This window comes from Corynebacterium sp. LK26 (assembly GCF_014335085.1).
Taxonomy (GTDB): domain Bacteria; phylum Actinomycetota; class Actinomycetes; order Mycobacteriales; family Mycobacteriaceae; genus Corynebacterium; species Corynebacterium jeikeium_D.
The window spans coordinates 60,999-77,490 of the sequence record NZ_PDHB01000011.1 but is presented as its reverse complement, the minus strand read 5'-3'; the positions used below and the strand labels follow the sequence as shown (position 1 = coordinate 77,490).

Sequence of the window (16,492 nt, the reverse complement as noted above, 5' to 3'; positions counted from 1 at the left end):
GTGTTACTCTCGCCCTATGAGCAGTACGACCCCGAAATCTCCCGAAAGCCTCCGACGCTCATCAATCATCCTGGCACCGATGGCCGGTGGCCCATCCACGCCCGAACTCGTCGCTGCCGTTTCCAATGCTGGCGGGCTTGGCACCCTTGCCGCCGGCTATCTCACTGTCGAAAAGCTCACTGAACAGGCACAGCAGACGTGCACACTGCTTGACGACGGCAAAGGTTTCGGCATCAACCTCTTCTGCCCCAACACGGCTGACGCCGGTGTCGGAACCTCAGAGGAGGAACTTGCTCAGTGGACCGCTTTTCGTAATCGTCTGGCGCCGGCTGCTGCCCACTTCGACATCGATTTGCCTGACACTCCGACCTGGTCAGATGACTACTTCTCGGCGAAAGTCGAGGCAATTCTCGCTGATGACTTTCTGCCCAATCCCGATGCCCTGAAGTTCGTCTCCTTTACCTTTGGCTACCCAGATAACGAGGTCATTGCTCAGGTAAAGGAATCTGGCCGCAGCGTGGTGCTCAATGCGACCTCAATTGAGGGCGTACGAGCGGCGGCTGCAGCTGGCGCTGATCGCATTGTCCTGCAAGGACTAGCTGCGGGTGGGCACCGCGCATTTGTGAAGGGGAAGGATTCGTCCGACAGCATTGGGGCCTCTGTAGAAGAGCTCGCCCAAGCAGTCACCGAAGCATGTGCGGTAACCGATGTACCTATCATCGCCGCTGGTGGGGTGGGTAACCGAGAGGACGTCGTCAAGCTTGTGGAAGCCGGCGCGGTGGCTGTGCAAGCTGGCACACGGTTCCTCACCACCGCGGAGGCGGGTACGAAGGAGACGCACCGACGGGCACTGCGTGATTTGGTGGGGCGTGACACCGTTTTGACTCATGCTTTTTCCGGCAAGCCAGCGCGTGCCATCGAGAACACGTTTACCCGGGAGTTTTCTAGGATCGCGCCGGAACTTTACCCACAACTGCACTACTTGACCACGCCGATTCGAGGCGCGGCGAATAAGGCCGGCGATTCTGAATATCTCAACTTATGGGCAGGTATTGGGTTTGCGCAGTGCGAGGTTCAATATGCGGGCGAGGTTGTTGCGGAGCTTTCCGGCTTGGCCGAGTAATACGAAGCCGCCGATGCTACAAACTGCAAAATGACCAGCCCCGGACATATATCGCGGCTGGTCATTTGGCTTTATTTGTGACGACGACTTTCATGGCGACGGCGCGGTTGTGGTGTTAAGCGTCTAGCAGCCAATCGTTCGGGCTGAACAGCTCGAAGTGAACGTTATCGCGAGCAACACCGCGATCGGCGAGCTGCTGGCGAATGGCCTGCAGGAAGCCGTTGCCACCACAGAGGTAGAACTGAGCGCCCTCCGGCAGCTCCGCATCCGCCAGATTCATCAAATCCGGCTCGTACCACACCTGCTGGCGAGCATTGGCCAATGCGGCGACAGCATTGTTGCGCTCTGCGCGCAGGGCATCTGCGGTTTCTGCACGGTCCGCGTGGAGGACGACAACATCTCGCTTAGAGTCGCCAGCCACCAGGGCATCCAACATGCCGATCATGGGAGTGGCACCAATACCTGCGGAAATAAGCACCACCGGGTCGTTTGATTTGGTGTCCAACACCAGGTCACCTGCCGGCAGAGAGATCTCGATGGCATCGCCCGGCTGCACCTTTTCCCACAGCTGTGTGGAAACTTCGCCAGCCGGCAGGTCCTCGGAGGCATCGACACGACGAACCGCGAAGGTCAGCACACCTTCCTTGCCACCGACCAGAGAGTATTGACGTAGCTGGCCGGCGCCGTCCGGCATGGTCTGACGCACGGAGATGTACTGTCCCGGGAGGTAGGAAACGGGGGTTTCGTCGTCAAGCTTGACGGAGAATACTGCGACATCATCACCGCGGTCTTCACGAGAGACGACGTGAGCGGCGCGGAAAACATCACCTGCTTCGACACCGAGGTCGTCATAGAGCCCCTTCTCGAAGTCGATGAGAACACGCTGCATCTCCAGGTAGACGGCATCCCATGCGTCGCGGACAGCTCCCTGAAAGACCTCTGAGGTAAGAATCTCCTCGATGGCATCGAAGAGGTGCTTGTGCACGATTGGGTACTGCTCCGGCTTGATACCAACGGAAATGTGCTTGTGGCCGATGCGGGAAAGCAGTTCCTCCGGGGCAGGAGCGTCTGGGTCGACCAGGGTAGCTGCGAAGGTAGCGACGGATGCCGCCAGCGCCTTCTGCTGAGCCCCCTGCTTCTGGTTGCCGCGGTTGAAGGTATCGGCAATGAGTTCGGGGTGAGCAGCGAACATCCGGTTGTAGAAGTTCGGCGTGATTTTCTCGATGTTGGCACCGACGACGGGCAGGGTTTGGGTGACGACTTCGGCCTGCTCTGGAGTCAGGCCGTTCTTGTTGACATTCAGGTTTGGCATGACTTCACACTATCACTATATTGCGCATTTTGTTTGCGCAATATGGTTTGTTGGCGCCAAAACTAGTCTTTGCAGTTGCGAATCAACCGCTTTTAGCTGCAGAAACGGCGCCGCCAAAAGTCTTGACAGACAAGCTTCGACAGCACCACTCTCAGCTCTTTTCAAATCGAGATTAGGCCTTCAGTTCTACGCCTAAACCACCTAAACCGGACGAATATTGAGCCTCGACCCCTCAGGCAAGCTACCTCCCTCGGGAGTATCACCATCCGCACCATCAACCGACTTGGCGGGAATGAGATCAGCAATCAACACCGGATCCAGCGCGGCGAAGAACGCCTCCTGTGCGGCCGCTAACTTGCCGCGTAACAGGCACGTCGGCAGCAATGGACAGTCAGTGCCGACACAATCGACGACCTCGTTGTTTTCCAGAGTGCGCAGCAGCTTGCCGACGGATTTTTCCGTAGCCGAATCCCGCAGATAAATGCCACCATTGCGCCCCTTGACCGCTTCCAAGAAGCCGAGCTCCACAAGCCGCGAGACAACCTTGGAAACATGCGCGCGAGACGCATTGAGAGACTCCGCTACCTCGGCAGCGGTGTATTTGCGCCTTGGCTCCCCCGTCGCCATCAAAGTGATGACACGCAGGCTCAAATCAGAGAAAAGCGTTAGTTGCATTGCGTGTCACCCTTCATCGTTGTACTGCACAAACCACCCCCTTGCCAGCCACTTCGGGCAACAAGGGGGTGGTTCTAGGTTCTAGCTTTTAGCAAGGCTAGCTAGCAAGATCTTAGTCCTGCAGACTCTTCTCGATACGAGCCTTCAGAGCCTCGAACTCGTCCCAGACCTCCTGCGGAACGCGGTCGCCGAGGAACTTCAGCCACTCCTCGTTGTCCGGGAGGTCACCCTGCCACTTAGCAGCCGGCGCCTTCAGGGCTTCCTTGACATCGGCGAAGTCGATGTCAAGGCCAGTCAGGTCCAGGTCCTCTGCCTTAGCGGTGTGACCAACAACGGTCTCCTTGGCGCCAACGCGGCCCTCAATGCGGTCGATGATCCACTTGAGAACACGGGAGTTGTCGCCGAAGCCCGGCCACAGGAAGCGACCGTCTTCGCCGCGGCGGAACCAGTTGACCAGGAAGACCTCTGGCATCTTGTCGCCGCCCTTGACACCCATGTCAATCCAGTGCTGCAGGTAGTCACCGACGTTGTAGCCAATGAACGGCAGCATTGCCATCGGGTCGTGACGCAGGGAGCCAACCTTAGCCTCAGCGGAAGCAGCGGTCTGACCGGAAGCCAGGGTTGCACCGATGAAGGTTGCGTGGTTCCAGGACAGAGCCTGGGTCACCAGCGGCACAGTGTCCGGGCGACGGCCACCGAACAGGATGGCGTCAATCGGGACACCCTGCGGGTCGTCATACTCCGGTGCAGCGACCGGGCACTGCGAAATCGGGGTGCAGTAACGGGAGTTCGGGTGCGAGGACAGCTCGTCGGAATCCGGAGTCCAGTCATTGCCCTTCCAGTCAATGAGGTGCTCCGGCTTGCCTTCCATGCCTTCCCACCAGACGTCGCCATCGTCGGTCAGTGCGACGTTGGTGAACAGGGTGTTACCGGCCTCCATGGTCTTCATGGCGTTCGGGTTGGAGGAGTAGTTGGTACCCGGTGCAACACCGAAGAAGCCGTTCTCCGGGTTGACAGCGTACAGGCGGCCGTCCTCACCGAACTTCAGCCATGCGATGTCGTCACCGACGACCTCGGCCTTCCAGCCCTCGATGGTCGGAGTCAGCATAGCCAGGTTGGTCTTACCACATGCAGACGGGAATGCAGCGGCGATGTGGTAGGCCTTGCCCTCTGGGTTGGTGAGCTTCAGGATGAGCATGTGCTCAGCCATCCAGCCCTCTTCCTTGGCCATGACCGAAGCGATACGCAGTGCGTAGCACTTCTTGGCCAGGATGGCGTTTCCGCCGTAGCCGGAACCGTAGGACCAAATCTCCTTGGTCTCCGGGAACTGGGTGATGTACTTCTCATCGTTGCACGGCCATGCAACGTCCTCCTGGCCTTCCTCCAGCGGAGCGCCAACGGAGTGCAGAGCGTGGACGAAGTCCCCGTCCGGACCAATCTTGTCCAGGGCATCCTGACCCATGCGGGTCATGATTCGCATGGAGAGAACCACGTACTCCGAGTCGGTCAGCTGAACACCCAGCTTCGGCTCCGGGTCGGTAATCGGACCCATGCAGAACGGAACGACGAACATGGTGCGACCCTTCATGGAACCGCGGTAGTGCTCGGTCATTTCCTTCTTCAGCTCGACCGGATCCGCCCAGTTGTTGGTCGGGCCAGCGTCCTCTTCCTTTTCAGAAGCGATGAACGTGCGGGACTCCACACGAGCAACGTCCTTCGGGTTAGAGCGGGCAAGGAAAGAGTTCGGGCGCTTTTCCTCATTCAGCTTGATAAGAGTTCCCTTATCAACCAGGTCCTGGGTAAGGCGGTTCCACTCTTCTTCCGAGCCATCAGCAAAGACAACCTTGTCTGGCTGGGTCAGTTCTACGACCTCAGCAATCCAGCGCAGCAGTTCGGCGTTCTCGGTCGGGGCCTGGCCCTCGAGACCAGGAATAGAAGGTGCGGACATCAGTTCTCCTGACTCATTGATTCGCGTCTTAATTTAAGGCTACCGGGGGATACCGAAAGTTGCCGGGCCCCACATCGACAATCGGCTCGTTCCCTCATTTGCAAGCCGTTACATCACGGCTTTACAACAAATAATTTTCCTCGCCCCATTCTTGCGACCTGTTCATTTATGGCTATAACCAGCGAATAAGGCCAGCCTCACCACATAAAATTACAACCATTAACCCTTTGGCTGCAGTTACCCCCATTTGTAAGCAACCGAGACACGGGTACCCCCGCGCGCAGCGGTTCCAAAGTCATTAGCCCCAGCTGCCCCGCGCAGACTGCTCCCATGAGTACGCATCCCACTTCCCCGCTGCTGATACCGTTTCCGCTGCCGCTCCGCCTATCGCGTCAGCAGCCCTCACATCATCGCTGCTCCAAGACTCCCAAGTGCCGTCAAAACGGACCGTCGTAACGTGATCCACCGTGCCGTCACCGTCTAAATCCGAATAGATCGACAACCCGGAGTCGTCGGCAAGCGTAATTGACCCCTCGTCGTCGCCGAGGTCGTAGAGCTGCCCATCGACCTCCACGACCAACCCGGCGCCACCAACGTCCGCAGACTGCCCATCAATCGGCGTCGCCGCCTCCAAACCACACGGCGTAGCGGGCGAACGCACCTCCACCCCGCCCTCGGACGCGGGTTGGTCGGAAAAGTACTGCAGTAATGAAAACTCATCCATCGTGATATCCCCCTATTCCTCTTGGCTGTCACGGCTATCGTGCAGGCGCTCCGGTGTACTCCGCCAGCTGTTCTATTCGCCATCCCGGACCCCGCGCACCAAGGGCTTCGCGCACCGTCATCTCCACGGACTGTGTCCATTTTCGCCGCAGATGGGCGAGGTAATTTGCCCGCCACTGCGCGGTGCGTTGGCGTGCGTTACGACGAATCGTTGCGCCCACCGCCACCACCGCAACGCCGAGGCCTATTGCAAGTGCGACCAGCTGCGCCACAAGCGTCGGCACCCCAACCCACATCAGCACCCCGTGGACGATCCGCACTGCGCCGACCGCCGCGCCAAGCGAGGCCACCGCCACCAGCGCGTCCATGGCATAACTGGGGCGAGCCGGACTTTCTGGAGCGGGCACCGGGATTTCCACATGAAGGCCCAATTCGTCGCCACACCGCTGCTGCAGCCGCGTCGCTGCAATTTCGGCACGGCCCTGAAGTTCCGCTTGGTCACCCGCGGGGCCGTCAGCCACTTCCTGGAGCGCATCCCGCACTGCACTCTCAGCTGCCAACTGCATCTTCCGCTGCAATCGCGCCGCCGCCCCGGCTCCGCGCGATCGCTCCTGCGCCAGCTGAGCTCGCACATTTCGAGCCCGGCGCGCACTCAGTGTTTCCCCCGAGTTTCTGGGCGGGCCTTCTGCCAGCAGAACCAGGGTTCTGGCCATCCTCTCGTCCAGCGCTCCCATCGGGATTGTGCTGTCGATTTCCTGACGCCAGGCCTCGACATACTCACCATTGCCAATCAGGCCAACTGCAACGCGACCGGTGGCCTGGCTAATTGCTGCAACCGTGCTGACGCACTCCCGCGTGGGCTGCACCTCGCTGTCTGCAACATAGAGCACGACGGCGCTGCGTTTATCCACAAACTCCAGCCGACGTGGCGGCGTCGCAGTGTCAACGATCTGCGAGAAGTCCGCGCGGTCCGCCGCGTCCCCGGCTTTGGTGACAAGGAGCGGTGGCTGCTCAGACCCCTCCGCCGAGACCGGGCGTGGCTCAACTACGTCCGGTGTTGCCATAGCAACTCCTCCAGGCTGTCTCTAGCCGCGGGAAAGGCTGCCGCGATCTCAGTCAACTGCACTGCGAGTAGCCCGTCATCATTGCGTGATCCGCCTTCCGCACCGTAGCGTTCAGCAATCTTCCGCAACGCGGAACTGAACAAAAAGGTGTGTTCAGCTGTCTCGTTTGTGGTGATGTCGCAATACTCGTCGGCAAGCGAATGGCGAATCGGTTGTTGCTCGATGACCAGCGCGACAGGGGCGGACAGCTTGTCGGCCAGCTCCGCGTGACATTGCGAAAATGCCTCGCGCACAGCGGTTTCGCGCACGCCCCTGCGCAATCGCGCGCAGATTATCGGTGGCCGTTTCTCGCGCTCAAGCGCCTTGGCGACGCACACCTCCGCGCCGCTCGTGTTAGCGGTGTCCGAGTGCGCGGCCTGCCGTGATGACAGCCAGTCCACCACAGCACCGCGCAACGACGACGATGTAGATCCCGTTGTCGGCTGTGTTGTTTCCGTGACATCAGTTGCGGAAATAAGGTCCATCCGGCCTAGTCCCCTCCCATAAATCCCCTGCGTGGTTTAGTTAAAACCTGCGTAACCCCCATACGACCCGTAGGCCAGATTCCGCGCCCTGAAACGCTGCGCTAGGCAGACCCCAAGCACCGCTTCAACCAACGAATAAGCGCGGCTTCGCGTTCAGCCTACAGCGGACCGCGGATTCGGCAAGTCGGCAAAACAAATTGCCCCGCCGTGCCGCCAGTTCAGGACGACGCGGCATCGTCAACCGGCGTGAAACCGCCAGGACAACAACAAAAATCCTAGGGGCAATGATTGGATAGTTGGCCGATGTCGTGGACAATAGGGAACGTGACTACTTCTGATTTTTCTGAAAATATCGAACAGCCTGCGGTTTCGCAGGAATCCGAACCATTGCCAACTCGCGGAGACGAGCAGACAGTACAGCCGCATGAGCGCCAGCCGAAGAAGGGCGAATTGCCTGCAGGTCGTCCGGAAAAGACCCAATTCGACGACGGTCTTGACTACCCGCGCATCGGCAATCTGTCCTTCCGCCGCGGCACTTTGACCCCCAACCAGGAAAAAATCTGGGAAGACAACTGGGACACTTACGGCAAGGTCCTCTCCGACGAAGTCATTGACGTGGAGGAATGGTTCGGCCGCAAGGGCCCGACCATCGTCGAGATTGGCTGCGGCACCGGCACGTCCACCGTGGCAATGGCTCCGCAGGAACCGGACCACAACATCATCGCCGTTGAGCTTTACCGCCCTGGCCTGGCGAAACTACTCTCCGCCACCGTGCGCAATGAGGTGTCGAACATCCGCATGGTCCGCGGCGACGGCGTCGAGGTTTTGCAGCGCATGATCGAGCCGGAGTCGCTGGCCGGCGTGCGCCTGTTCTTCCCGGACCCGTGGCCGAAGGCACGCCACCACAAGCGCCGCATTGTGCAGTCTGGCACGTTGCGCCTGATTTCTTCGCGTCTGAAGCCCGGCGGCATTTTCCACGCCGCCACCGACCATGCGGACTACGCAGAGTGGATCGAGGAGCTCCGCGAGGTCGAGCCGACGCTCGAGCCTATCGCCTGGCCCTGGCCGGAATCCCCCATGCTTCTCGACCGACCGACGACCAAGTTCGAAGCCCGCGGCCTGAACCTCGACCACGACATCCACGAGTTCATCTGGCGCAAGAAAGAGGCATAGGAACATGAGCACTACCCAAAACACCTCTGCCAGCTACAACACCACTGAGACGCACCCGACCGCACTACTCGTGTGGGACGCCCCGAACTTGGACATGGGGCTCGGCGCCATTTTGGGATCCCGCCCGACCGCCGCACACCGCCCGCGCTTCGACGCCGTGGGCAAATGGCTTATCGACGAAGCCGAGCGCGTATCCCACAACATCGGTTCCGATGTCCTCCCCGAGGCCACGGTATTCACCAACGTCAACCCGGGCTCAGCGGAGATTGTCCGCCCCTGGGTCGAGGCTCTGCGCAATGTCGGTTTCGCGGTCTTCGCAAAGCCGAAGATCGAAGAGGACACCGACGTTGACCCCGACATGATTGCGCACATCCAACGGCGTTACGACGAAGGCGTGTTGCGCAGTGTCGTCGTTGCGTCCGCCGATGGCCAGAATTTCCAGGAGCTGTTGGAAAAGCTCGCATCCGAGGGGATTCGGGTAACCGTCATCGGTTTTCACGAGCACGCTTCCTGGGCGCTGGCCTCCGATGCGATTCGCTTCGTTGACCTGGAGGAAATCAAGGGCGTCTTCCGCGAGCCGCTACCGCGTATCGATCTCGACCGCCTGCCTGATGGCGGTGCGTGGCTGCAGCCGTTCCGTCCGCTCACGTCGTTGCTCAAGGAGCGCGACGGCAAGAACGACGACTAGGGAGACCACCGCGGCGACGTCTAGGGAGACGAACAGGAAGACGAACAGGCTTCTTATTTATGTCACGACTTAAAAAAGTCCTCAAAACCGGCAATTCGAGCTGGCTACGATCGATAATCCTCGTGGCCCTCGTGATTGCCGGTATCGTCCTGACGGTAAGAAACTGGGACAGCGTCGTCCAGGGGCTCCAAATCCTTGCGGATGTCGATGCTAAGTGGCTGTTCATCGCCATTTTTTCCGTGGCTTTTTCGCTCTACGCGATGGCGGAAGTGATGCGTCTGCTGTTGCGAGCTGGAGGCGTAAAAGCAGCCACTCGCCGTAGCACCAATGCGCTAACCCTCGCATCCAACGCGTGGGCGGTCACCGTTCCCGGTGGTGCCGCATTCTCCACGGCGCTGCAGATTAAGCGCATGATGCAGTGGGGCGCATCCGCGGTCCTTGTCAGCTGGTTCGTGCTTTTTTCGGGCGCGTTGTCGTTTTTAGGTCTGGCATTTCTGGGGCTTGGCAGCCTCTTCTTCGTCGGACAGGGTGGCACGACCGCAGTGCTCATCGCTATGGCAATTGCGGTTTTACTAGCCACCATTTTGCTGTGGCGGATTTCGCAGAACCCGGCTTTTCTCAACAAGACAGGCGCGTGGTGTCTGCGTGTCTTTAACAAGATTCGAAAGAAGCCCGCGGACACCGATGTCGACCGACTTGAAGAGTCCGTCAAACAGCTGACCAGCGTGAAGTTGCCCGTGCAAACTTTGGCTCTTTCCTTCACCTGGTCCTTTATCAACTGGGTCGCGGAAATTGTCTGTCTCTACGCCGCCATCCGTGCCGTTGGTGTCGATGACATCTCCGCTACGAAGGTGCTGCTGGCTTTCGTAACCGGCAAGCTCGCAGGTTTCATCCAGGCCACACCGGGCGGCATCGGCACTGTCGAGGCCGCTTTGACCGCGGCTCTCATCGCAGGCGGCACCACCGGCGCCGAGGCCTTTGCAGCGGTGCTGGTCTACCGCATCGTTTCCTTCGTCCTGGTGGCAATTGTGGGCTGGATTATCTACGCCCTCGGCTTCGACCACAAGGATCAGCCCGAGCATCAGCCAGTCGCTGACCGCTAATGGCTTCCTCGCCGCTGGTCGCTGGTCACCCACCAATCTGAGGGGTCGCTAGACTAAGAAGCATGAACACACGCGTATCGACGTTCTTGATTGACATCCTCGCCATCTTTATTTTCGCCGTGTTGGCACGTCTGGCTCACAACACTCCCGAGGATCCTTTTACCTTCATCAATATCCTCGATACCTGGTGGCCGTTCGCATTCGGTGTCCTCCTGGGCACCGCGCTGATTAAGAACGAGCCGAACCCGCGTGCAGTGAGTTCAGGCGCAATTGTGTGGCTCGGCACTGTCGTCGTCGGCCTAGCTGTGTGGGCCACCCGCAATTCGGCAGTCCCGCACTGGTCCTTCATTCTGGTTGCCTCAGTCATGAGCGCCTTGCTGCTGCTGGGTTGGCGAGCAGCGTCGAATGCGGTTGCTCGTAAGTCTCTGGACTAAGCCTTTGGCCCCGTTCCTAACCCTTCGATTTAGTTCACTGACTAAATCTGGTTTTTAATTTTTGCACTCCGCCTCGATAATTGAAGAATGGACAAATCTTCAGACGAGGCTCTCGGCAATCAACCAACTGCTGAGACCCAACGAACTCATAACCCCGCAGGGTCCAGCGAAGACCGCACCTTCATGGGCCAACCGTGGGGTCTCGCCAATCTCTTCGGCATCGAAATGTGGGAGCGCTTCAGCTTCTACGGCATGCAGGCCATCCTGGCTTTCTACATGTACTACGAGACCACTCAGGGCGGTCTCGGCCTGGACAAGGGTGCTGCTACCTCTATCGTCGGTGCTTACGGCGGTCTTGTCTACATGGCCGCACTCGTTGCCTCTCTGGTTGCTGACCGTATCCTTGGCTCGGAGCGGACACTGTTCTACTCCGCCATCCTGGTCATGTTTGGCCACATCTCCTTGGCATTCATCCCCGGCGTGATTGGCCTGGCTATTGGCCTTGTCTCCATCGCAATCGGCTCCGGCGGCGTGAAGACCAACGCACAGGTCGTGCTGGGTCAGCTCTACGCAAAGGACGACCCGCGTCGTGACGCCGGCTTCTCCATCTTCTACATGGGCGTCAATATCGGTGCCCTGTTCGGCCCACTGCTCACCGGCTGGATCTGGGGAATGAAGGGCTTCCACTGGGGCTTCGGCCTGGCCGCTATCGGTATGGCTGCCGGTCTGATTCAGTACATCCTGATGCGCAAGTCCACCATCGCCGAGGCTGGCCATGAGATTCCGAACCCGCTGCCGAAGAAGCAGTACCCGGTATGGATTGGCATCGCAGTGGTCATCACTGTTGTCTCGGTTACGCTGGTTTCCACCGGAATTGTTCCGGTCACGACTCTTTCCACTGTGGTCACAGTGATTGCACTGATCGCCGCTGTGGTGCTGTGGTGGCAGATGTACTCCTCGCCACTTACGACGAAATCGGAGAAGACTCGCCTGGTCGGCTTCATCCCGATGTTCGTCTCAGGCGTGCTGTTCTTCGGTATCTTCCAGCAGCAGTTCACGGTGCTGGCCATCTACTCGGACATCCGCCTCGACCGCGAGATCTTCGGTTGGGAAATGTCCCCGGCCTGGATTAACTCGATCAACCCGATCTTCATCATCGCCTTCTCGATGGTCTTTGCAGCCGCCTGGTCCAAGCTTGGTGACCGCCAGTGGTCCACCCCAGTGAAGTTCGGTGTCGCCAACATCATCATCGGTATCTCGCTGTTCTTCTTCATCCCATTCTCCGGTGGCGGTGAGAACTCCACTCCGCTGTATGCGATTATCTGGATTCTCTTCCTGTTCACCATGGGTGAGCTCATGCTGAGCCCGGTCGGCAACGCCCTTGCTACCAAGGTCGCTCCGGCAGCATTCCCGTCGCGCATGATGGCCGTCTGGCTGATGGCAGTCGCTATGGGTACTTCGCTGGCAGGCACCCTGGCCGGCTTCTACAACTATGAGGATGCCGCTGCTGAGAACACCTTCTTCATCACCCTGGGTATCGCCTCGGTTGTCCTGGGCTTGATTCTGCTCGCCCTGCGCAAGTGGATTGTCAAGGAGTTCGTCGACGTCCGATAGGGCCGTAGGGCCGGATCCGTAAGGCTGGCCCCCGCTCTGGCACAGCCCACGCCCCTCCCCCTCCTCCCCACTTCACGACACCTATGTCACCTCATGCCGCCTCCACAGATGGCACGAGGTGACATAGGTGTCGTGAAGTGTTTTTTGGGTGGCCCTGAACATGCTTCGCCACAAACTTGCCACCAGCACAACCGCCATCCACAAGTTTTCCCCACCTCCCCACCGGCTAAAATTGAGGCCATGTTTGCCATCATTACCGTCACCGGCGAGGATCACACCGGCATCATCGCCGCCGTCACCACTGCTCTGGCGGAGCAGGACGTCAACATCGTCGATGTTTCCCAGACCCTCATGGATAAATGGTTCACCATGATCCTGCGGGTGGAGTTCAACGAGAAGGCCACCCCTATCAGCACGCTGCAGGGTTACATGGATTCCGTCGGCAAGCGGGAGGGGCTTGTCATTCGAATCCAGTCTGAGGCGCTATTCAACGCCGTCAACGAGATTTAAAGGGCGCGACCAGGATGGATTTCAACTTCGCGCAATCTAAGTTCCTCGACACCATTGACATGATCGAGAAGTACCGTCTGGATATCCGGACGGTCACTATGGGAATTTCCCTGCTCGAGTGCTCTCGCTCTGGAATGGAAGCCACCGCCCAGGCGGTGTATGACCGCGTGACCACGCAGGCCGCTCGCCTCGTGGAGGTCTGTGAGGGTATCGAGGCGGAGCTGGGCATTCCGATTGTCAATAAGCGCATCTCCGTCACACCGGTTTCCCTCATCACGGCCGGTTGCGAAGGCGATCCCACCGTGGTGGCCAAGGCCCTCGACCGCGCCGCCCGCGATTCTGGCGTGAACTTCCTCGGCGGCTACTCGGCGCTCGTCGAAAAGGGTGCGACGACCAGCGAGAAGCGGCTCATCGACTCCATTCCCCACGCTCTGAGCGAGACCGAATTGGTGTGCAGCTCGGTCAACGTAGCGTCGTCACGCGCGGGCATCAACATGGATGCAGTGCGTCGCATGGGCGAGGTGGTGAAGGAAGCCGCGGCGCAAACCGCTGACCGCAGCTCGATTGCCTGCGCCAAGCTGGTGGTTTTCGCCAATGCGGTGGGCGACAATCCGTTCATGGCCGGCGCGTTCCACGGCGTCGGGGAGCCCGATTGTGTCGTATCCGTCGGCGTTTCGGGTCCGGGGGTGGTCGATCGCGCGCTCGGCGATCTACAGGGCGCCAGCTTCAACGAAGTCGCCGAGGAGATTAAGAAGGCGGCGTTCAAGATCACACGTACGGGTCAGCTGGTCGGCACGATGGCGTCGGAGCGCCTGGGCGTGCCTTTTGGCATCGTGGATCTCTCGCTCGCGCCGACCGCTGAGATGGGTGACTCCGTCGCTCATATTCTCGAACACATGGGATTGGAGCAGGTCGGCACGCACGGCACCACTGCCGCGCTGGCACTGCTTAACGACGCCGTCAAGAAAGGCGGCCTGATGGCTTGTTCACGCGTCGGTGGACTGTCCGGGTCGTTCATCCCGGTCTCTGAGGACAAGGGCATGATTGATGCTGTCCGTGCGGGGTCGATCAGCATGGACAAGCTGGAGGCGATGACCTCTATTTGTTCGGTGGGCTTCGACATGATTGCAATTCCTGGTGACACGCCTGCGACCACGATTTCCGGCATGATTGCCGACGAGGCCGCCATCGGTGTGATGAACCACAAAACCACCGCCGCCCGCCTCATTCCGGTGCCGGGTACCAAGCCGGGCGATGAGGTGAACTTCGGTGGTCTGCTCGGATATGCGCCGGTCATTGATGTCAATGCCAAGGGCAATGCCGAGTTCATTGCCCGCGGCGGCTACATCCCCGCGCCGGTGCACGGCTTCAGGAACTAGCGGATTCGGACGAGGCTCCTACGATTGCAGGCGGCGCCCATTTGCGTCATAGGCGTAGGAGCCGCTACCGACGAGAATCAAAATGAACTCGATAAATGCCCAAATGCTGACGCCGATAATGAGGAAGAAGCCAACCAGGAAGATGGCGGTAATCCAGCCGAATACCGTCAGTGCTAGCTGAATAGCACCACGCGAGTTGTGCCCCAAGTAGAAATTGTGAACACCCAGGGTGCCCAGGAAGAAAGCAAGCAGAGCCGCTGCAATCTTGGACTTATCCGAGACAGGGGAACCTGCGCCCCCGTAGCCCTGGTGCGGGTTCGGGCCGCCGAAGCCAGCGGAATACGCCGGCGCCTGCTGGTTTGGGTAACCACTCTGATACGGATTCGAGTACCCGTTGTGGAAATTGTGCTGGCTCGGGTCCTGATAGCCCTGCCCCATGTTCGGCTGCTGCGGTGGGTATGGATCCGAGTACGGCATACCGGAGCTGTAAGCACCCGAGCTGTCGGCGAACTTCCCCTTGGACCTCGGCATACCGTCTTCGTCGAAATCTCCATATGGGTTTGTCGGATTCGTCATTGCACCCTACCTTTTCGCCTAGATTTCCCCGGTCATGAACAGCAGTTCCTTGGGCGATAATAACCGGTTCCGTCAGACTGCTTCCTGCAATTTTTGTCAATTTCTTTCGAAATTTTAGCGAAACTGTTGTTTTGGAACATTAAACACCAGTTCTTGAGCAAGATTCTAACAGCAAGTCCCCGTCGGGGGCGTCTCGCACATTTCGAGCTGCCTCTACCGCGCCAGCGATTGCTCAATCAGTTCGCGAGCCCAACCCTCAGTCCAGGCCAGCGGAGTCGTCCCCGGAATTGCCACATCATTCGTGGCGTAGGTCGCGTGCGCACCCGCGCCGGTAATCATCTCCTGCGCTCGTGCAATCGCATCGGCCACTCCCGGAGGCACATCACAGAAGGAGTCCGATGGCACGCAGACATTCTGGACCTTGTCATTAAGAGGCCCAAAGCCGTCTCGTGGACCGCGCATCGTTGCGCCCGGAACCACAGCCTGCACAATGCCGCCAAGCGGCTGCAATGACAGCTCGACGCCCACACCAGCCAGCGGAACGCCCTGGTTCACGCCCTGATTGGGGTCACGCCGCGGGTCGCCCAACAGAGCCACGCCCGCGATGCGCTCGGCCGGAACTACACCGCGGCCATTGCCGATGTCAGAGGCCAAATCACCTGCGACAGCTGCCCCCTGGGAGAAGCCCATCAGGACGAAGTCCGTCAGTGGACACTGCCCGTGCAAGTCAGCCATTTCCTTAGCGGTGACATCGCGCCCGACTGCCTGCGAATCATCGTAAGTGAGTTGGTCGGGCAGCTGATGCGTCTTGATCTGTGCCGGGTACGGCGTAGTCCAGACCTTGACATCACCCTCCGAGTAGGACTCCGAAATCGAGTTCGTCAGACCAAGCAGCAGCGAATGCGGGTTCGCGGTCGGGGCCATCGGATCATCGTCAGCACGCGATTCCGCAGTTCCGGGCACAGCGATAACTTCTACCGCCGGGCACCACTCGGGTTGTTCGGCCAGAACCCCGCCATCGTCACCGGGGGTCGGTGGGGTTTGACCGCCTTGGTCGTCGTTAAGCCATTGCACTACGCCGAAGCCAATAGCGGCCACCAGCACAATGACCGCCAGAATTGTCAGCACTTTACGCATGAGTGCTAGCAATACGCCTTTTTAGCGGAGCTTGCAATAGTCTTCGCCACTTCCTCGGCGCTTTCCTGTGAGCGCCCCTGTGCGACCAGCTGCCCGGCAATCGCCAGCGCGATGACTTCACGCTCCTCCTCCGGTGCGTCCGCGCATGCCGCGCGACCTGTGCCGATGAGCTGATCCTCCACCCCATCAACATCGATTCCCGCTTTTTCCAGCGCTCCGAGGTATGAATCGTCCGCCTCGCTGAGCTTCATCTGCCCATCGGGCGCTTCGTCCACGCGCTTAGCTTGGGGATCTGTGATCTCCGGCGCAGACTTTTCGCTCGACTTCGGCGCAGAAGTCTTCGTGCTTGACGACGTCGTGGAGGTCTTCGTAGTCGTCGACGAGGTGACCTCCGAAGATTCCACTGTGGAACTGCCACAGGCGGCCACTCCGAAGGTCAGCAGCGCAACAGCTGTGGTTGTAGCCAGTGTCCGGAAGGACTTGTTCATGGACATTTGTCTATCCCCTAC

Annotated in this window: 17 protein-coding genes; 8 read left to right on the top strand and 9 right to left on the bottom strand. The window is 59.5% G+C overall.

The features are described from left to right. The first annotated feature begins 16 nt into the window (after positions 1–16). The gene (locus CRD13_RS06980; RefSeq protein ID WP_187401464.1) at positions 17–1,123 is read left to right on the top strand and encodes a nitronate monooxygenase family protein; all 1,107 of its coding nucleotides are present in this window, start codon (positions 17–19) and stop codon (positions 1,121–1,123) included. A 115-nt stretch (positions 1,124–1,238) separates the two neighbouring features. Here CRD13_RS06980 and CRD13_RS06975 read toward each other — a convergent pair whose 3' ends face one another. The 6 genes from CRD13_RS06975 to CRD13_RS06950 all read right to left on the bottom strand — a co-directional run bounded on the left by CRD13_RS06975 (position 1,239) and on the right by CRD13_RS06950 (position 7,369). Beyond that, the gene (locus CRD13_RS06975) at positions 1,239–2,435 is read right to left on the bottom strand and encodes a globin domain-containing protein (protein WP_187401463.1); all 1,197 of its coding nucleotides are present in this window, start codon (positions 2,433–2,435) and stop codon (positions 1,239–1,241) included. Between the two features lie 201 nt (positions 2,436–2,636). Beyond that, positions 2,637–3,110 (bottom strand): Rrf2 family transcriptional regulator, encoded by a 474-nt coding sequence (locus CRD13_RS06970; protein WP_049193165.1) that lies wholly within the window; start codon positions 3,108–3,110, stop codon positions 2,637–2,639. 112 nt (positions 3,111–3,222) lie between these two features. After that, the gene (locus CRD13_RS06965; RefSeq protein ID WP_049171801.1) at positions 3,223–5,058 is read right to left on the bottom strand and encodes a phosphoenolpyruvate carboxykinase (GTP); all 1,836 of its coding nucleotides are present in this window, start codon (positions 5,056–5,058) and stop codon (positions 3,223–3,225) included. 298 nt (positions 5,059–5,356) lie between these two features. Continuing rightward, the gene (locus CRD13_RS06960; RefSeq protein ID WP_049171803.1) at positions 5,357–5,782 is read right to left on the bottom strand and encodes a DUF6802 family protein; all 426 of its coding nucleotides are present in this window, start codon (positions 5,780–5,782) and stop codon (positions 5,357–5,359) included. A 34-nt stretch (positions 5,783–5,816) separates the two neighbouring features. Next, positions 5,817–6,845 carry a hypothetical protein gene (locus CRD13_RS06955; RefSeq protein WP_187401462.1) on the bottom strand — a complete coding sequence of 343 codons (1,029 nt, stop codon included), beginning with the start codon at positions 6,843–6,845 and terminating at the stop codon, positions 5,817–5,819. Continuing rightward, complete coding sequence (locus CRD13_RS06950) at positions 6,827–7,369, bottom strand: hypothetical protein (protein WP_070605247.1); 543 nt, start codon at positions 7,367–7,369, stop codon at positions 6,827–6,829. Before CRD13_RS06950 ends, CRD13_RS06955 begins: the two co-directional genes overlap by 19 nt. 324 nt (positions 7,370–7,693) lie before the next feature. Between CRD13_RS06950 and trmB the strand changes: the two genes are divergently transcribed. From trmB to CRD13_RS06915, 7 genes are all read left to right on the top strand, one after another. Then, the gene (trmB, locus tag CRD13_RS06945; protein WP_231367157.1) at positions 7,694–8,542 is read left to right on the top strand and encodes a tRNA (guanosine(46)-N7)-methyltransferase TrmB; all 849 of its coding nucleotides are present in this window, start codon (positions 7,694–7,696) and stop codon (positions 8,540–8,542) included. A gap of 4 nt (positions 8,543–8,546) precedes the next feature. Next, positions 8,547–9,230, top strand: a complete 684-nt coding sequence (locus CRD13_RS06940) for an NYN domain-containing protein (protein ID WP_049171810.1) — start codon at positions 8,547–8,549, stop codon at positions 9,228–9,230. A gap of 122 nt (positions 9,231–9,352) precedes the next feature. Then, a complete protein-coding gene (locus CRD13_RS06935; RefSeq protein WP_242458653.1) occupies positions 9,353–10,333 on the top strand; it encodes a YbhN family protein in 981 nt (326 codons plus the stop codon). A 62-nt stretch (positions 10,334–10,395) separates the two neighbouring features. Continuing rightward, entirely contained in the window at positions 10,396–10,767 is a 372-nt protein-coding gene (locus CRD13_RS06930; protein ID WP_016421636.1) for a DUF3054 domain-containing protein, read from the top strand. A gap of 87 nt (positions 10,768–10,854) precedes the next feature. Beyond that, positions 10,855–12,381 (top strand): peptide MFS transporter, encoded by a 1,527-nt coding sequence (locus CRD13_RS06925; protein WP_016421637.1) that lies wholly within the window; start codon positions 10,855–10,857, stop codon positions 12,379–12,381. A 240-nt stretch (positions 12,382–12,621) separates the two neighbouring features. Further along, entirely contained in the window at positions 12,622–12,891 is a 270-nt protein-coding gene (locus CRD13_RS06920) for an ACT domain-containing protein (RefSeq protein ID WP_016421638.1), read from the top strand. A 14-nt stretch (positions 12,892–12,905) separates the two neighbouring features. Then, the gene (locus CRD13_RS06915; protein ID WP_147766142.1) at positions 12,906–14,270 is read left to right on the top strand and encodes a PFL family protein; all 1,365 of its coding nucleotides are present in this window, start codon (positions 12,906–12,908) and stop codon (positions 14,268–14,270) included. An 18-nt stretch (positions 14,271–14,288) separates the two neighbouring features. Here the strand turns inward: CRD13_RS06915 and CRD13_RS06910 are convergent, their stop codons facing one another. The 3 genes from CRD13_RS06910 to CRD13_RS06900 form a co-directional block, all read right to left on the bottom strand. After that, entirely contained in the window at positions 14,289–14,846 is a 558-nt protein-coding gene (locus CRD13_RS06910; protein ID WP_187401461.1) for a TM2 domain-containing protein, read from the bottom strand. Between the two features lie 213 nt (positions 14,847–15,059). Then, on the bottom strand, positions 15,060–15,983 hold the full coding sequence (locus CRD13_RS06905; protein ID WP_187401460.1) for a cutinase family protein: 924 nt from the start codon (positions 15,981–15,983) through the stop codon (positions 15,060–15,062). A gap of 5 nt (positions 15,984–15,988) precedes the next feature. Continuing rightward, the gene (locus CRD13_RS06900; RefSeq protein WP_016421642.1) at positions 15,989–16,477 is read right to left on the bottom strand and encodes a DUF732 domain-containing protein; all 489 of its coding nucleotides are present in this window, start codon (positions 16,475–16,477) and stop codon (positions 15,989–15,991) included. Between the last annotated feature and the right edge of the window lie 15 nt (positions 16,478–16,492).

Excerpts from the sequence above, each read along its gene's own strand:
- CRD13_RS06980 (WP_187401464.1), top strand. The coding sequence starts at position 17 with ATGAGCAGTACGACCCCGAAATCTCCCGAAAGCCTCCGACGCTCATCA.
- CRD13_RS06975 (WP_187401463.1), bottom strand. The coding sequence starts at position 2,435 with ATGCCAAACCTGAATGTCAACAAGAACGGCCTGACTCCAGAGCAGGCC.
- CRD13_RS06900 (WP_016421642.1), bottom strand. The coding sequence starts at position 16,477 with ATGTCCATGAACAAGTCCTTCCGGACACTGGCTACAACCACAGCTGTT.
- CRD13_RS06905 (WP_187401460.1), bottom strand. The coding sequence starts at position 15,983 with ATGCGTAAAGTGCTGACAATTCTGGCGGTCATTGTGCTGGTGGCCGCT.
- CRD13_RS06970 (WP_049193165.1), bottom strand. The coding sequence starts at position 3,110 with ATGCAACTAACGCTTTTCTCTGATTTGAGCCTGCGTGTCATCACTTTG.
- CRD13_RS06925 (WP_016421637.1), top strand. The coding sequence starts at position 10,855 with ATGGACAAATCTTCAGACGAGGCTCTCGGCAATCAACCAACTGCTGAG.
- CRD13_RS06930 (WP_016421636.1), top strand. The coding sequence starts at position 10,396 with ATGAACACACGCGTATCGACGTTCTTGATTGACATCCTCGCCATCTTT.
- CRD13_RS06915 (WP_147766142.1), top strand. The coding sequence starts at position 12,906 with ATGGATTTCAACTTCGCGCAATCTAAGTTCCTCGACACCATTGACATG.
- CRD13_RS06965 (WP_049171801.1), bottom strand. The coding sequence starts at position 5,058 with ATGTCCGCACCTTCTATTCCTGGTCTCGAGGGCCAGGCCCCGACCGAG.
- CRD13_RS06910 (WP_187401461.1), bottom strand. The coding sequence starts at position 14,846 with ATGACGAATCCGACAAACCCATATGGAGATTTCGACGAAGACGGTATG.
- CRD13_RS06940 (WP_049171810.1), top strand. The coding sequence starts at position 8,547 with ATGAGCACTACCCAAAACACCTCTGCCAGCTACAACACCACTGAGACG.
- CRD13_RS06960 (WP_049171803.1), bottom strand. The coding sequence starts at position 5,782 with ATGGATGAGTTTTCATTACTGCAGTACTTTTCCGACCAACCCGCGTCC.
- CRD13_RS06950 (WP_070605247.1), bottom strand. The coding sequence starts at position 7,369 with ATGGACCTTATTTCCGCAACTGATGTCACGGAAACAACACAGCCGACA.
- CRD13_RS06920 (WP_016421638.1), top strand. The coding sequence starts at position 12,622 with ATGTTTGCCATCATTACCGTCACCGGCGAGGATCACACCGGCATCATC.
- CRD13_RS06955 (WP_187401462.1), bottom strand. The coding sequence starts at position 6,845 with ATGGCAACACCGGACGTAGTTGAGCCACGCCCGGTCTCGGCGGAGGGG.